The organism is Lactobacillus kitasatonis DSM 16761 = JCM 1039 (assembly GCF_000615285.1).
In the GTDB taxonomy this organism is placed as follows: Bacteria; Bacillota; Bacilli; order Lactobacillales; family Lactobacillaceae; genus Lactobacillus; species Lactobacillus kitasatonis.
This window is the reverse complement of record NZ_BALU01000001.1, coordinates 166,393-181,488: the sequence shown is the minus strand read 5'-3', so window position 1 is coordinate 181,488 and position 15,096 is coordinate 166,393. Positions and strand designations below refer to the sequence as shown.

The window sequence follows — 15,096 nt, the reverse complement described above, 5'->3', positions numbered from 1 at the left end:
GTAGCACTATGGAAATCAAAGAATTGTTCAGACAAAATATTCCGCGAGCCATTCTAATCATCTTCCTATTTGTCTTATACACACTAGGAGGAACAGTTAATGAATATCTATTTAAATATGCGCTAAATGATATTACAGCTGGCAACTTGACAGGATATGTTCAGTGGCAAGCTATCGAATTAGCTCTAGAACTGCTAGTAGCCTTATTGCTGCCGGTTGCCACCCAAACAATGACCAGGCAAGTACAGAACTATATTCACCAGATCAGAAAAGACCTTACACATCACTATTATGCAGGTGGGGATGAAAAAGTCTCTAAAATGCAGAATGAACTAACAGCTAATTTAAAATTGCTTGATAATGATTATGCAACTCCGTGGATTGATATCCTAAGCGCAGTTTTACAGATCGTTTTTGGTGTTGCTCTTTTAATCAGTATGAATTGGCTACTTCTTTTGTTTACTGCTATTTTGGCTGTCGTTACGCTTTTATTACCCAAAATAATGGAGAAAAAAACTTCAGCTGCAGTGAAGGAAGTTAATGTCAAAAATGAGAAGCTGTTAAATACAATTGAGCATTGGCTGGGTGGTTTACAAGAATTGAGAAGATACACTGCTTATGCACGCTTAAGCCGCGAACTACATAAAGCTAGCCACTCATACGTTGATGCAAATAAGCAAAGCTACAAATATCGCAGTATTTCTTATATTATCAATACTTTTGGTAATGCAATTGCTCAAATAGGGATGAGCGCTTTAGCCGGCTTTCTATTTATTTTTCATCAGATTTCTTTCGGTGATTGGGCTGTAGCCGGATCATTTGCCTTCTTAATCTTTTCATCGATCTTTAATATGACTAGTGCTATTACTCGGGTCAAGTCAACTAAAGAATTACGTGAACAAACTTTTTTGCTTCGTAAAAAGATTAAGGACGAATCTGAAAATAAGCAGCTAGCCTATGGCATTACTGTTTCGAATTTATCTGCCAAATATGAAAATGGTGAACAAATCTCTTATCCAGACTTTAGTATTAAGCCAGGAGCAAAGGTTCTGCTTACAGGGGATTCAGGCACAGGTAAATCGACCTTGTTTAAATTACTTTTAGGCAAGATGAAACCTGAAAGTGGCGAAATAAAGTTTACTGATCAAGCCGGCAATTTAATTCCATTTGCTGAAGCCAAAGTTGGTTACTTACCACAAGATCCAATTGTTTTTCCAGCTTCAATTAGCGATAACATCACAATGTTTAATGAAAAGTTAGCTGATAAAGTTGAAACCGTAGTAAGTGGTATGCAGCTTGCTCCAGATCTAGCCAAGATGCCGAATGGTGTTCAAACCGTTATTGATGTCAAAAATGAGAACATTTCCGGTGGTCAAAGACAAAAAGTGGTCTTAGCCAGAAGTGTAATTCATGATCAGCCATTTGTTTTGATGGACGAAGTCACCAGCGCAATTGATCGTGCAGGATCAGAAAAGATCATCGACAATCTTTTGCATAGTAACCGAACCATTCTGATGATTGCTCATAATTTGTCACCAGAAGTTAAAGCTAAATTTGATCAAGAAATTAAGTTCACTAGAACAAGAAAAGAGGCAAACAGATGAATCTGAAAAAATTTATTCAAGTTAATCCTTTCCGCTTCTACCTATATCTTTTAGGCGCAATTCTTGTTCCTGCATTAAATGTTCTTAACACCTTTTTGGTGCAATTAGAGGCTGATATTGTCTTATCAAGGAACCTTAGAAACTTTATCTTGATCACAGTAATTACATTTGTGATTATTCTAGTTTCATATTTAATAAATAGCGGCATTATCTATTTGAATAAGTCGCAAGAACAAGATCTTAATGATCAAATAAGAACTAAGATTGTTAGTCATTATTATCATGATGGCAAAAATCATGAAGTCGGTGCAATGCAAAATCGCCTAACTAATGACCTATCAATGATTAATGACAACTACTATGAACCAATCTTTAATTTGATTTATGGGATTGTAACAATGATTGCGGTGTTAATTTATCTGATTTTGCTCAATTGGCAACTCCTTATTGTGATTGCGCTGATGGTTGCTGTCTCCCTTGTTTTGCCTAAGATAACTGAGAAGCCGCTTCAAAAGGCAACGCAATTAATTTCTGATCGAAATCAGGCTTACCTCGATAGTTTGAATGATTGGTTATCCGGTCTTGAACAGATTCGTCAATTCTTGGCAGGAGCTAAATTATTTGCCGTTACGGAAAATGCATCTAAGAAGCTAGAAGATGCTACTGTTAAGCAAACATATTACATCAAATTGCTTAATGCCTTTAATGGAATTGTTTCCGCATTATTTGGTTTTATTCTTTTTGTATTAACCGGTTATTTGGTTAAAAACGGTGCCGTTACGGTTGGTACACTGCTGATCGTTGGTAACTTTCGCTTCTATCTAAATGCATCTATTGAATATATTTCTAATTCTTGGGGCCAGATGAAGGGAACCAAGAAGTTAATTGAGGAAGTTAATGAAACTGCTGCTGCGGTACCTGCTCAATCTAATGAAGATGAAGCTACACCTAAGGGATTTGCTACACAGGACCTAGAGCTGCAGTTTCCCAATGGTGAAAAACTGACTTATCCAGATATTCAAGTTAAAAACGGTGAAAAAATTCTATTAACAGGTGATTCTGGCGCAGGTAAATCAACTTTATTTAAATTGATTTTTGGTGAGCTTAAGCCAACTAATGGTAAAGTAATTTTCCAAGACGAAGATGGACAAGCAATTAAACCAGATATGAGCCGAATCGACTATATTCCGCAAGATCCGGTTGTCTTTCCAGCTACAATTGCTGACAATATTACAATGTTCGATGATCAATTGAATAATCAGGTTGAACAAGTTGTTCAAGAAGTTAACTTTATTGCTGATATTAATAAATTTAAAGATGGGCTTAAGCAAGAACTTAATCTAGATAATTTGAATATTTCTGGTGGTCAACGGCAAAAGATCGTCCTTGCTCGTGCTAAAATTCATGATTCAGATATCATTCTGATTGATGAGGGTACGAGTGCAATTGATTCAAAGGAAACTAAAGAAATTTTGAATAATTTGCTGAAAAGTAAGGCGACGATTGTCTTTATTGCTCATAATTTCAGCTCAGAATTACAAAAGATCTTTGATCGTGAAATTCATTTAAGTAAGAATTAGTTTTATAAGAAAAAAGCCTTTATCGAGTATATTCGATAAAAGGCTCTTTTTTTGGCAATCTTATCGATTATAATCGATATAAATGAGGTGAGCGCATGATTAAACGAACCATATATTTAAATCGAATTAATCCATTTATTGATAAAGACATCATTAAGGTAATTACTGGCATTCGTCGTAGTGGGAAATCAGTTCTACTGCAACAAATTCAGGATGAATTAGTACAACGTGGTAAAAACAAAGCCAATTTCATTTATATTAATTTTGAAGATTTGCAATATGAATCATTACTTAACTACAGAGAGCTTAATCGGGAATTAGTTAAACGGATCAAGCAGATTGATGGAAAAGCCTATCTTTTTCTAGATGAAATTCAGAAAGTTAAATCCTGGGAAAAAACGATTAATTCTTTACGTGCCACTTATAATTGCGATATCTACATTACTGGTTCAAATTCTCAATTACTATCAGGTGAGTTAGCAACTGAAATTGCTGGTCGATATGTCGAAATTAAGGTTTATCCTTTTTCTTTCAGAGAATTTCTAGAAGTAATAAATTCCGATCAACAAAATATAGATCAAGATTTCACTACTTATGTGGAAGTAGGAGGAATGCCTTTCTTGTCGCTGATCTATTCTGATCAACAAGCATGTGATACCTACTTGCAGGATATTTATAGTTCTGTGGTTTTAAAAGATATTGTTGATCGACATGCGATTAGAAACGTGGATTTGCTTAGAAGAATAAACAGCTATCTAAGTAGTGAAATAGGGCATCCTATTTCAGCTACAGGTATAGCTAAATTTCTTAAGAGTAAGCACAGAGGTAGTTCTGCGGATACGATTCTTGACTATATTTCATACACTTGTGATGCATATTTATTTACGCGTGTTCCTAGAACCGATCTACGTGGTAAAGAGAACCTGAGAGTTAACGATAAATACTACATTACCGATCATGGCTTACGACAAACTATTGTTGGCAATAATCAGCAAAATATTGATCAAATTCTTGAAAATATTGTTTTTATTGAACTGTTACGTCGTGGATATCACGTTTCGGTTGGACTAAATGACAAAAAAGAGATTGATTTTGTAGCTCAAAAGGGTAATGATAAACGGTACTATCAAGTGACTTACATGCTGGGAAGTCAGACAACAATTGACCGCGAATTTGGCGCATATGATGATATTGTAGATAATTATCCTAAATATGTGCTTTCAATGGATAAATTTGATATGAGTCGTAATGGAATTATTCATCAAAATATTATTGATTTTTTGCTAGAAAAGTAAGAAAAGGTGTAAGCAAAAAGGATAAATTTCAAGTTCGAACTTTATCCTTTTCTTTATATATTCTTTTTTAGCTAAAAGTTCAGTACCCACAGGAAGATGATGAATACGAAGAACAGTACCCACATCATCGGGCTGATTTCTTTACCACGCTTAGCTGCAAGCATGCAGATGGGGTAAGTGATCATACCCCATGACAAACCATCAGAAATTGAGTAAGTAAGTGGCATACCCAAAATGATTAAGAATGATGGAACCGCAATTTCCAACTTGTTCCAGTGGATGTGAGCAGTATTTTGTGCCATCAAGACACCAACGATAATCAAAGCTGGTGCAGTAACTTGACTAGTAAACACGCCCAAAAGTGGACTGAAGATCATTGAAATCAAGAAGAAGATAGCAACGAACACTGCAGTCAAACCGGTTCTACCACCAACAGCAATACCGGCACTTGATTCAACGAACGCACCAACTGGTGAAGTACCAAGAACTGAACCAACAGCCATCGCACTTGAGTCGGCAGCTAAAGCTTTACCAACACGTGGCATCTTGTTGTTCTCCATGAAGCCAGCTTGTTGTGCCAAACCGATCAAAGTACCAGCAGTATCGAAGAAGGTAACAAGCAAGAAGGTTAAAACAACAACCCACATTTGAACAGTGTTAATGTCTTTAACGTGGAAGATAGCTTGACCAAAAGTTGGAGCCAAACTTGGAGCAGTTGAGATTACCTTATGTGGCAATGCAATTTGACCGGTACAAATACCGAAGATAGCTGCCAAAACCATACCGATGAAGATGGCACCAGGAACGTTTAAGATCATCAAGATAACAGTTACAAGCAAACCAAAAATGGTAATCCAAACAAGTGGATCGTGAAGTGAACCTAAACCAACCAAAGTTGATTTATTTGCAACGATTAACTTGCCGTTTTGTAAGCCTAAGAAAGCAATGAACAAACCAATACCTGATGAAATAGCGAACTTCAAGTCAGCTGGAATTGAATCAATAATCTTTTCACGTAACTTAAATAAAGTGATTAAAATAAAGATAATTGATGCAACGAAAACACTAGCCAAAGCTGTTTGCCATTTAACGTGCATGCCCACACAAACCGTGTAAGCAAAAAATGCGTTAATACCAAGGGCTGGAGCTTCACCAATTGGGTAGTTAGCAACAATACCCATGATGGCAGTACCAAGAGCACTGGCCAAAGCGGTAGCAGTAAAGACAGCGCCTGTATTCATGCCACTAGCACCCAAAACACTAGGGTTAACAAATAAAATGTATGACATACTAATGAAAGTAGTCAAACCAGCAATAAATTCGACTTTAATGCTGGTGTTGTATTTATCTAATTGAAAATATTTCCTAATAAAATCCATAAAACTCTCTCCAAAGAATTGTTCGTGTTTTTGCTTTTTAAAGCAACTCTTATACTTTAGCATTCATGATTAAATTTGTAAACACGAATTATTATTGAAAGATCATACGAATTTATTATAAATTGCTGTACAAAAATAGTTTTACAGGGCTAAATTACTTTCATTCTTAGTTTTTTAGCATTATTCTAAGTTACATAGATTAAACAGATTAAGGGTGAAAAAATGTCCGCAAAACTTATTTTTTCAGATATCGATGGCACGCTAATTAACAATGAATTAAAGGTAACGCCTAAAACGCGTGACGCAATCAGACATCAAATTATCAATGGTAATATTTTTATACCAGCTTCAGCTCGTCTTCCTAAAGGCATTATGACGGCAGTAGGACAGATTCTTAAGGTCCTTCCGATGATTGCCTATAATGGTGCCTTAGCGCTAGATGAGACCGGTAGAGCGCTAATTACGCGCTTTTTTAACGCAAAAGAAGCTGCAGAGATCTGTCGTTACGTTGAAGAGCAAAATAGCGGTGCAGCTTGGAATATTTATAGCGGCTATGTGTGGTATAGCTCAGAAAAAGAGAACGATTGGGTCAAAAAAGAAGAAAGCATCGTCGGTGTGAAATCTACCAAGACAAGTATCGATCAAATTGCAAAACTTCAAGGTGTACATAAAGGTTTAATCATGGGTAAACCCGAAGAAATTGACCGTATGCAAAAAGAATTGGCAAAGAAGTACACTGACCTTGATTTTGTAAAATCTTCGCCTACATTACTTGAAATTGTCTTAAAGGGTGTAAGCAAAAAGAGTGCACTTGAGATCGTAGCCCAAGAATATGGCGTAGATTTAAAAGATTGTATTGCCTTTGGTGACAACTACAACGATGAGGCAATGTTAAAAGCAGTAGGTCATCCATTCTTGATGGGTAATGCACCAGAAGATTTGAAGAAGCAATTTAAATCAGAAGATATTACCTTGGATAATAATCATGATGGTATTGCTAAGGCGCTAGAAAATATTAAGTAAACAAAATATAATGCATACGAAAAGAGCTAGGACGTTAAATCCTAGCTCTTTTCATTTATCACCTGGGAAATTAAGCTTCAATTTGAATATCAGTTGACTTATTCCAGTCCATTGGCAATTTGCCAACTTCTTTCAATTTATCAACGATCTGATCAAGCACGACTTCACGATCTTCTTCAGAAGACATGAAGTCATATTTGTCACCATCAATTTCCATCTTAGGTGAGTAATCGTATTTTTCGTACCATGGCTTGTAGTAACGAAGCAATCTCTTGTAGTAGTCTTCAAGAGTTGAATCGTAACTTAATTGTTCATATGGACGGCCACGTTTTTGAATTCGCTTGATCATCGTGTCATAAGAAACGTTGATGTGAACAAGCAAGTCTGGGTTCTTCTTAGGCATTCTGTCTAATTCGCCCATCATGTTGTGTAAAAGTTCATAGTAAGTATCAACTTCCTCAGGAGTAGCACGACCGATGTCGGCATTCATTTGGAAGAAGAGCGCATCTTCATAGATAGAACGGTCTAACACGTTATTATCTTCAGTCAATGCGTCTTTAATACTGTGAAAGCGTGTATTCAAGAAATATACTTGCAATAAGAATGCGTATTTTTTAGGATCAGCATAGAAAAGTGGCAAAACTGGATTGTCATCAACACTTTCGTAGAATGGCTTAGTTCCTAAATAGTTGGATAAAATACCTGTTAAACTGGATTTACCGGCTCCAATTGGCCCGCTTAAAACAATAACTGTCATCACGTTCCTTCTTTTTTTATTTCATTCACTAAGACTATAAGTTGCCGATTTGGTGCAACTTATCATCAATTTCAGACAATACTTCTCTTTGAGCATCCATGTTAGTAACGAAATCAAGCTTATTGCCATCGATTTCCATCTTAGGGGATGCATTGTAGTTTTCGTACCATGGTTCGTAGTATTTCAAAAGGCGAGCATAGTAATCCTTTAAACCTGGATCAGTGCTGATTTGTTCAAAGGATCTGCCGCGTTTCTTAATTCTAGCAAGCATAGTATCAAGGGAAACATGGATGTAGATAAGCAAATCTGGCTTCTTACTTGGATTGCCGGGGGTATCTTCCATCATGTTTTCAAGCAAATCGTCATAGATCTTGAATTCTGTAGGATCAGCGACCTTGCTGTCAGCGTTCATCTTAAAGAACAATGCATCTTCATAGATAGAACGGTCAGAAACACTGTTTTTCTCCTTAATAGCTTGGTTAATTTGTGCTAAACGGTGGTTAAGTAAGTATGTATTGAGCAAAAAGGTGTAACGCTTCATGTCCTTGTAGTACAAAGGAAGTACTGGGTTGCTGTCGACGCCTTCGTAAAAGGCTTGCGTACCTAAATGTTCAGCTAAAATACTGGTTAAACTGGATTTACCGGCTCCAATTGGCCCACTTAAAACAATAACTTGAATCACATTCTTTCTACCATATATTGGGTTGCTTTAATAGTTTAATCAATATCTGGTAGTGGTGCAAGGATTTTTTTAATTAGGTAAAAATCAGAATTGTCAATATGTTAGGGATAAAAAACGGATAGGATTGAAAAAAAGGCTAGGCAAATTTGCCTAACCGTTTTTCTATTGGTATTGTTTTTAGTTCTTAGTTCTTGTATTTGTCATCCAATTCTTGAGCAGCTGCTTCGTCAACGATAACAGTTACATCTGGGTGCTTTTGTAAAATTGATGCAGGAACTTCTTCAGTGATAGGTCCTTCGATCATTTCTTTGATAGCTTTAGCTTTCTTTTCACCAAAGGCCATCAAAACGACCTTCTTAGCATCCATGATGTTAGCAGTACCCATGCAGATAGCGCTCTTTGGTACTTCATCTTCATTGTCGAAGAAACGAGAGTTGGCCTTAATTGTGTTTTCAGTTAATTTAACTTCGTGAGTACCGGTGTCAAATGGAGTACCTGGTTCATTGAAGGCAATGTGACCATTACGGCCGATACCTAATAATTGAATGTCGATAGGATTTTCTTTAATGATTTGATCGTATTCTTTGCAAACTGCAGGAATATCTTTTGCCGTACCATTAGGAATGTAAGATTTCTTAAATGGCTTCTTATCAAATAAGTGTTTTTGCATGAAATAATGGTAACTTTGAGGATTGTCTGGTGTTAAGCCAACATATTCATCAAGGTTGATACTAGTAAGATTTTCACAGTTAAGGTCACTCTTTACCCAGTTTTGGTAAAGAGTTTCAGGGGTAGAACCAGTTGCCAAGCCTAATACCTTAGCACCGTTCTTAATACCTTTTTCAAAAATTTCGAATGCCTTTGCTCCGCCTTGAATTTTGTTTTCTGTAACGATAACTTTCATAATAAATCCTCCTCATTTATTGGTCTAGCCCATTATAAAATGGAATAGACCATTTTGTCAATTAATAAAAAGAAATAATCTTAACTATGGTAGAATTTGAGGTGAAGGAAGTGAATAAGGATGGATTTTGAAAAGTTAACGGGATTAGGTATAGGGACATGGAATATTGGTGAAGATCCCAAGAAGAAAAAGGATGAAATAGCCGCAATTCGCTATGGACTAGATAATGGGGTAAATATTATTGATACTGCTGAAATGTATGGTGAAGGCAAAAGTGAAAAGTTGGTAGGTGAAGCCATCAAAGGCTATGATAGAAGCAAACTATTTTTAATTTCAAAATTCTATCCCTATCATGCAACGCCAGAATTAGAGCGCCAAAGTTTGGAAGCTAGTTTAGACAGACTAGGTACAGATTATTTGGACTTATACTTACTTCACTGGCGTGGCAATCATCGTTTGTCGGATACGATTCGCGGTCTTGAAGCTTTGCAAAAAGAAGGTTTGATTCATCATTGGGGCGTTTCAAACTTTGACACTAGCGATATGGAGGAATTGTTCTCAGTACCTGGTGGAGATAAGTGCTTTGTTAATGAAGACTTATATAATTTAAATGAGCGCGGAACCGAGTTTGATTTGCAAGACTGGCAGGAAAAGCATGGTGTAAGTTTTATCGGTTACTCACCATTTAATTCAGGCAAAGGTGATACGATTCGTGTTACGCGTAACTTAAAGATTGTTGCGCGTGATCATGGCGTTACACCACATCAAATTATGCTGGCTTGGACAATGCGTAATGGCAATGTTTTGGCTATTCCTAAAGCTGCGAAAGTTAAGCATATGAAGGAAAACATTGAAGCGCAGGATATCAAATTAACTGAAGATGAACTTCGTTTAATTAACAGTGATTTTCCAGTTCCTACTGAGAAAACACCACTAGCAGTCATCTAATTACTAGATATAGTATTTAAAAATATGCTATTCACCATATCTTGTGGATAACTTTGTGCATATGTGTAAAAAAGATCTGTTTCATGTGAAACAGATCTTTTCTTTTACTTAGATTTGATGTAATTAACCCCATCAGCTGCAGGTGCAACAGATTTCCCTAAGAAGAGGACTAAAACGATGATTGTCAGCACGTAAGGTGCAATTTGCATGTAAACAGCAGGCACGTTTGAGATGACCGGCAATTGATTTCCGATGATACTTAAACTTTGAGCAAAACCAAAGAATAGTGAGGAAAGCATTGCGCCAATTGGATTCCATTTACCGAAAATCACAGCAGCTAAAGCCATGAACCCTTGACCAACAATGGTTGAGATTGAGAAGTTACCTGCGATAGCTTCCGCAAAGATGGCACCACCAAGTCCACCCATAAAACCAGATGTTAAAACGCCGATATAGCGCATCTTGTAAACATTGATCCCCATAGTGTCGGCTGCTTGAGGATTTTCACCACAAGAGCGAAGGCGTAAACCAAAGCGCGTCTTATATAAAAGCCACCACATAAAAATTGCAAGAATAATGGCGATCCAGGCAGGAGCTGAAGTGTTCTTGAAGAAAATAGGTCCAATTACAGGAATGCCGCTTAAACCAGGAAAACTGAAGTAACCGAAGTTAGCAGTAATATTTTCGGTTTGACCTTTATCATAAAGCGCTTTGATTAAGAATACTCCAAGAGGTGGTGCCATGATGTTTAGCACTGTTCCTGAAATGATGTGGTCGGCGTGAAAGTTAATAGTTGCTACAGCGTGAAGAATTGAAAAGATTAAACCGGCAATACCACCAATTAAAGCACCAACCCATGGGGTTAAGCTACCCATTGATGGAGCAAAGGTTAGATTAAATACTATAGCGGCAAAAGCTCCTATAGTCATAATTCCTTCAAGACCGATATTAACGATCCCAGAATTTTCACTATAGACACCGCCTAAGGAAGTAAGGATTAGTGGTGCAGAATAAACCAGTGTTGATGAAACAATTAAGGCCATTATGGTGATGAAGTTCATTAGTTGGTGCTCCCTTCAATTACTTTTTTACCAGGACCATCGACACCATTGTTTGGTCCCTTTTCTTTACGGGTAGGGATGTGGTATTTACTTTTATTTGTCTTGGTTTTAAAGATTTTACCGATAACGTAGTTGATTGCGATAAAGAAAATGATAGCGGCAATTACGATAGAAACGATTTCGTAAGGGATGCCGGCGATAGTTTGCATCCCCAAACCACCAATTTTTAAAACTGAGAATAAAATAGCAGCAATTAAAATGCCCCAAGCAGTTCCACCACCTAAAAGTGCAACTGAAAGGCCGTCCCAACCGATATCTACACTACTTGTTTGAGTGAAGTAGTTTTGGTATGTTCCCAAACCTTGTGCAACACCGCCAAGTCCTGCGAATGCTCCCGAAATTAACATTGAAATGATAATGTTTTTCTTAGATGACATACCTGCGTAGCGACTAGCAAATGAGTTAAGACCAACAGCTTTAATTTCAAATCCTGCGGTGGTCTTTTTCATGAAGTACCAGTACAAAACTAAACCGATAAGTGCTAAGAAAATACCACCATTAATTCTGGAATCACCAAACATGGTTGATAACCAGCCGATTTTTAAACTGCCATTTGGAGAAATAGTCTTGGTTGTATCAGTACCAATGCGCAAGCTTGCAGGCATTACTTGTTGCATCAAGTATTGGCAAACGTATAACACAATGTAGTTAAGCATGATAGTTGTAATAACTTCGTTGGTGCCAAATTGCGCTCTCAAGTATCCGGCAATTCCGGCAACGATAGCTCCGGCAATTGCACCGCTGATGATTGCAAATGGTAAAAGAATATAACCAGGTAATTTAGGAAAGGCAAGAACAATCCAAATTGATGTCAGCCAACCAGCTTGTGCTTGTCCTGGTAAACCAATGTTGAAAAAGCCTGCTTTAGAAGCAATTGCAAAACCAACCGCAATAAAGATTAGGGGAGTGGCTTCTCTGATTGTTTCACCAATTCCGTTCATGTTGCCAAGCGCACTTGAAAACATTGAACTATAAGCTTCTATTGGGTTGTAGCTCCATGCGAGCATGATCAACGCACCAACTAAAAATCCGGCAATAATTGAAACCGTTGGTACGAGTATATTTTTAACTTTAGGAGTGACTTTAATCATTCACTGCTCCTTCTTTCTTGATTCCAGTCATTAAGAGACCGAGCTCTGTATCGTTTGTGTCTTCAGGTTTAACTTCTCCTGAAATTTTTCCGTCGTGCAATACTGCGATTCGATCAGACAATTGCATGATTTCATCAAGCTCATATGACACAAGCAAGACGGCCTTTCCTGCATCTCGTTCTGCTAAAAGCTGCTTATGAATATATTCGATAGCGCCGACGTCTAATCCACGTGTTGGTTGGAAAGCGATAATTAAATCACTATTTCGATCTAATTCTCTAGCAATGATTGCTTTTTGTTGGTTACCACCTGAAAGATCACTTGCTGGCAGTTCAGCGCTGGTAGTTCGAATGTCGTATTTTTTAATTAACTCTTCGGCATGTTCATAGATTGCTTGATGGTTGATGATTCCGTGTTTTGAATATGGTTGCTTGTAGTAAGTTTGCAAAACCAGATTTTCAGCTAATGGAAGATTTAAGATCAGGCCGTATTTTTGACGGTCGGCAGGGATGTGAGCAACCCCAGCTTCAGTTATTTGGCGAACTTTTTTATTCGTCATGTTTTGATTATTGATAATAACTTTTCCGCTGTTAACGTGACGCAACCCTGTGATTGCTTCGACAAGCTCATCTTGACCGTTACCGTCGATTCCGGCTAAGCCTAAGATTTCACCACCATGAATGTTAAGCGAAAGCTTTTTGACGGCGAATGAGCCACGAGTATTTTTAACCTTCAGATTTTCAACTTTAAGGATTTCACGTCCTAGCTTCACGCTCTTTTTGTTAAGCTTCATGTTAACGTGGTGGCCAACCATTAATTCAGCCAAACGATTATCGTCAACGTTAGCTACTTCAAAAGTACCAACATCGCGTCCGCGGCGAATAATAGTTACTTGATCTGCCACTGCCTTGATTTCACTAAGCTTGTGCGTGATCAGAATGATTGATTTTCCTTCTTTAGCTAAGTTTTTGATAATTTGAATAAACTCAGTGATTTCTTGTGGAGTTAAAACCGCAGTAGGTTCGTCGAAGATAAGGATGTCAGCACCACGGTAGAGCACTTTAAGGATTTCTACTCGTTGTTGTTGAGCAACAGTAATATTTGAAATTTGAGCATCAGGATCAATTGCGAGGCCGTATTTTTCGGAGAGTTTTAAGATTTGTTCGCGTGCCTTTTTTATATCAAGGGCAACGCCATTAGTAGGTTCATGACCTAAAATAATGTTTTCTAATACTGTGAATGATTCCATCAGCATGAAGTGCTGGTGAACCATACCAATACCGAGTTCTTTTGCTTTAGTTGGGCTATTAATTTCTACTTTTTTACCTTTTACAAAAATTTCACCAGAAGTAGGTTCAAGCAGTCCTGATAAAATGCGCATCAAAGTAGATTTACCAGCACCGTTTTCACCAAGTAAGGCTAAAATTTCACCTTGATGAAGTGTGAGGTTGATATCGTCATTGGCTTTAAAATCACCGAATTTTTTAACGATATGTCTCATTTCAATTGCATTTGTTTTTTCTGTCGTCATATTTTATCTTTCTATGAATAAAAACTCTTCACTAAAAAGTGAAGAGTTCAATGGATACTAAGTTTTTACTTAGAAGGAGCGGTAGCAACCTTGATTTTGCCGTCAATAATTTGCGTACGTGCTTTTTGAACTGCTGCCCAAGTCTTAGCGTCTAAATTACCTTTGGTGATAGAAACACCATTGCCTTTTAAGCTGTAAACTAAGTGCTTGCCGCCAGGGAACTTGCCCTTGTAAGCATCGTTAGCAATGCTCTTAGTAGCGATGTTCAAACCTTTCAATACAGAAGTTAAAGTAAGGTTTTCTTTCTTGCCATCTTTTGAAGTGTAGTTACCCAAGTTGCTTTGGTCAACGTCAACACCGATTACCCAAGCCTTCTTTGAAGCTGGACGAGCTTGGTCGTAGTCTTTAGCTTCTTGGAACACACCGTTACCAGCGTTACCAGCTGCTTGGTAGATGATGTCTGCTTTGTTTGCGTACATTGATTGAGCAATTGATTTTGCTTTATCAGTTGAAGTGAAGTTACCAATGTATTGAGTTTGAACAGAGATCTTCTTGTGAAGAGCTTTGGCACCATCTGCGACACCTTGCTTAAAGCCTGCTTCGAATAAGTCGATTACGGCTGACTTAGCACCACCGATGAAACCAACTTTGTTAGTCTTAGTAGTGTATGCTGCAGCTAAACCACCTAAGTATGATGATTGGTTACTTTCAAAAGTAGCAGAAGCGACGTTCTTTTTACCAGATACGACACTATCTACGATAACGAAGTTCTTCTTAGGATTCTTTTGTGCAGCTTCTTTAACTGCGTCTGCTAATTGGAAACCTACACCGAAGATTGTTTGATAGCCTGCTTTTGCAGCTTGATCAAAGTTAGGTGTATAGTCAGCAGCACTACTTGATTGGAAATATTGGTAGCCGCCGCGGCCCTTTTGTAAGTTGTGTTCCTTACCGTAGGCCTTGAAACCTTCCCATGCAGCTTGGTTGAATGAGTGGTCGTCAACACCGTTTTCGTCAGTGATTAAAGCAATGCCGTGTTTAGTATCTTTATTTGCAGTTTCGTTGCTCTTCTTACCCGAACAAGCTGTAAGGAGTAAGCCAACTGAAGCTAAAACGATACCGAATGAAAAGACTTTTTTGAACTTTGAGTTCATTTTAAAATGTACCTCCAAAATATATACGAA

General features: G+C 37.6%; 13 protein-coding genes. 5 read left to right on the top strand and 8 right to left on the bottom strand.

Features of this window, described 5'->3' with window-relative positions; all coding sequences use genetic code 11:
* Nucleotides 1-8 precede the first annotated feature (8 nt).
* The 3 genes from JCM1039_RS00980 to JCM1039_RS00970 all read left to right on the top strand — a co-directional run bounded on the left by JCM1039_RS00980 (nucleotide 9) and on the right by JCM1039_RS00970 (nucleotide 4,479).
* Nucleotides 9-1,604 carry an ATP-binding cassette domain-containing protein gene (locus JCM1039_RS00980; RefSeq protein ID WP_025014279.1) on the top strand — a complete coding sequence of 532 codons (1,596 nt, stop codon included), beginning with the start codon at nucleotides 9-11 and terminating at the stop codon, nucleotides 1,602-1,604.
* Nucleotides 1,601-3,184: an ATP-binding cassette domain-containing protein gene (locus JCM1039_RS00975; protein WP_025014278.1), complete on the top strand. Its 1,584-nt coding sequence runs from the start codon at nucleotides 1,601-1,603 to the stop codon at nucleotides 3,182-3,184. The genes JCM1039_RS00980 and JCM1039_RS00975 overlap by 4 nt, the downstream gene beginning before the upstream one ends.
* 95 nt (nucleotides 3,185-3,279) lie before the next feature.
* Entirely contained in the window at nucleotides 3,280-4,479 is a 1,200-nt protein-coding gene (locus JCM1039_RS00970; RefSeq protein ID WP_025014277.1) for an ATP-binding protein, read from the top strand.
* Between the two features lie 71 nt (nucleotides 4,480-4,550).
* Here the strand turns inward: JCM1039_RS00970 and JCM1039_RS00965 are convergent, their stop codons facing one another.
* Nucleotides 4,551-5,858 (bottom strand): NCS2 family permease, encoded by a 1,308-nt coding sequence (locus JCM1039_RS00965; protein WP_025014276.1) that lies wholly within the window; start codon nucleotides 5,856-5,858, stop codon nucleotides 4,551-4,553.
* 222 nt (nucleotides 5,859-6,080) lie between these two features.
* Here JCM1039_RS00965 and JCM1039_RS00960 point away from each other — a divergent pair, with 222 nt between their 5' ends.
* Entirely contained in the window at nucleotides 6,081-6,881 is an 801-nt protein-coding gene (locus tag JCM1039_RS00960) for a Cof-type HAD-IIB family hydrolase (protein ID WP_025014275.1), read from the top strand.
* A 70-nt stretch (nucleotides 6,882-6,951) separates the two neighbouring features.
* Here JCM1039_RS00960 and JCM1039_RS00955 read toward each other — a convergent pair whose 3' ends face one another.
* From JCM1039_RS00955 to nagB, 3 genes are all read right to left on the bottom strand, one after another.
* Entirely contained in the window at nucleotides 6,952-7,638 is a 687-nt protein-coding gene (locus JCM1039_RS00955) for a deoxynucleoside kinase (protein WP_025014274.1), read from the bottom strand.
* Between the two features lie 34 nt (nucleotides 7,639-7,672).
* Nucleotides 7,673-8,320, bottom strand: a complete 648-nt coding sequence (locus tag JCM1039_RS00950) for a deoxynucleoside kinase (protein WP_025014273.1) — start codon at nucleotides 8,318-8,320, stop codon at nucleotides 7,673-7,675.
* Between the two features lie 184 nt (nucleotides 8,321-8,504).
* Nucleotides 8,505-9,224: a glucosamine-6-phosphate deaminase gene (gene nagB / locus JCM1039_RS00945; protein ID WP_025014272.1), complete on the bottom strand. Its 720-nt coding sequence runs from the start codon at nucleotides 9,222-9,224 to the stop codon at nucleotides 8,505-8,507.
* Nucleotides 9,225-9,344: 120 nt separating this feature from the next.
* On the opposite strand from nagB, the gene JCM1039_RS00940 reads away from it, so the two are divergent.
* On the top strand, nucleotides 9,345-10,172 hold the full coding sequence (locus JCM1039_RS00940) for an aldo/keto reductase (protein WP_025014271.1): 828 nt from the start codon (nucleotides 9,345-9,347) through the stop codon (nucleotides 10,170-10,172).
* Nucleotides 10,173-10,276: 104 nt separating this feature from the next.
* Here JCM1039_RS00940 and JCM1039_RS00935 read toward each other — a convergent pair whose 3' ends face one another.
* From JCM1039_RS00935 to JCM1039_RS00920, 4 genes are all read right to left on the bottom strand, one after another.
* Nucleotides 10,277-11,233 carry an ABC transporter permease gene (locus JCM1039_RS00935; RefSeq protein ID WP_025014270.1) on the bottom strand — a complete coding sequence of 319 codons (957 nt, stop codon included), beginning with the start codon at nucleotides 11,231-11,233 and terminating at the stop codon, nucleotides 10,277-10,279.
* Nucleotides 11,233-12,384, bottom strand: coding sequence for an ABC transporter permease (locus JCM1039_RS00930; RefSeq protein ID WP_025014269.1), 1,152 nt, complete (start codon nucleotides 12,382-12,384; stop codon nucleotides 11,233-11,235). The genes JCM1039_RS00935 and JCM1039_RS00930 overlap by 1 nt, the downstream gene beginning before the upstream one ends.
* A complete protein-coding gene (locus JCM1039_RS00925; protein WP_025014268.1) occupies nucleotides 12,377-13,915 on the bottom strand; it encodes an ABC transporter ATP-binding protein in 1,539 nt (512 codons plus the stop codon). Before JCM1039_RS00925 ends, JCM1039_RS00930 begins: the two co-directional genes overlap by 8 nt.
* A gap of 65 nt (nucleotides 13,916-13,980) precedes the next feature.
* The gene (locus tag JCM1039_RS00920) at nucleotides 13,981-15,066 is read right to left on the bottom strand and encodes a BMP family lipoprotein (RefSeq protein ID WP_025014267.1); all 1,086 of its coding nucleotides are present in this window, start codon (nucleotides 15,064-15,066) and stop codon (nucleotides 13,981-13,983) included.
* Between the last annotated feature and the right edge of the window lie 30 nt (nucleotides 15,067-15,096).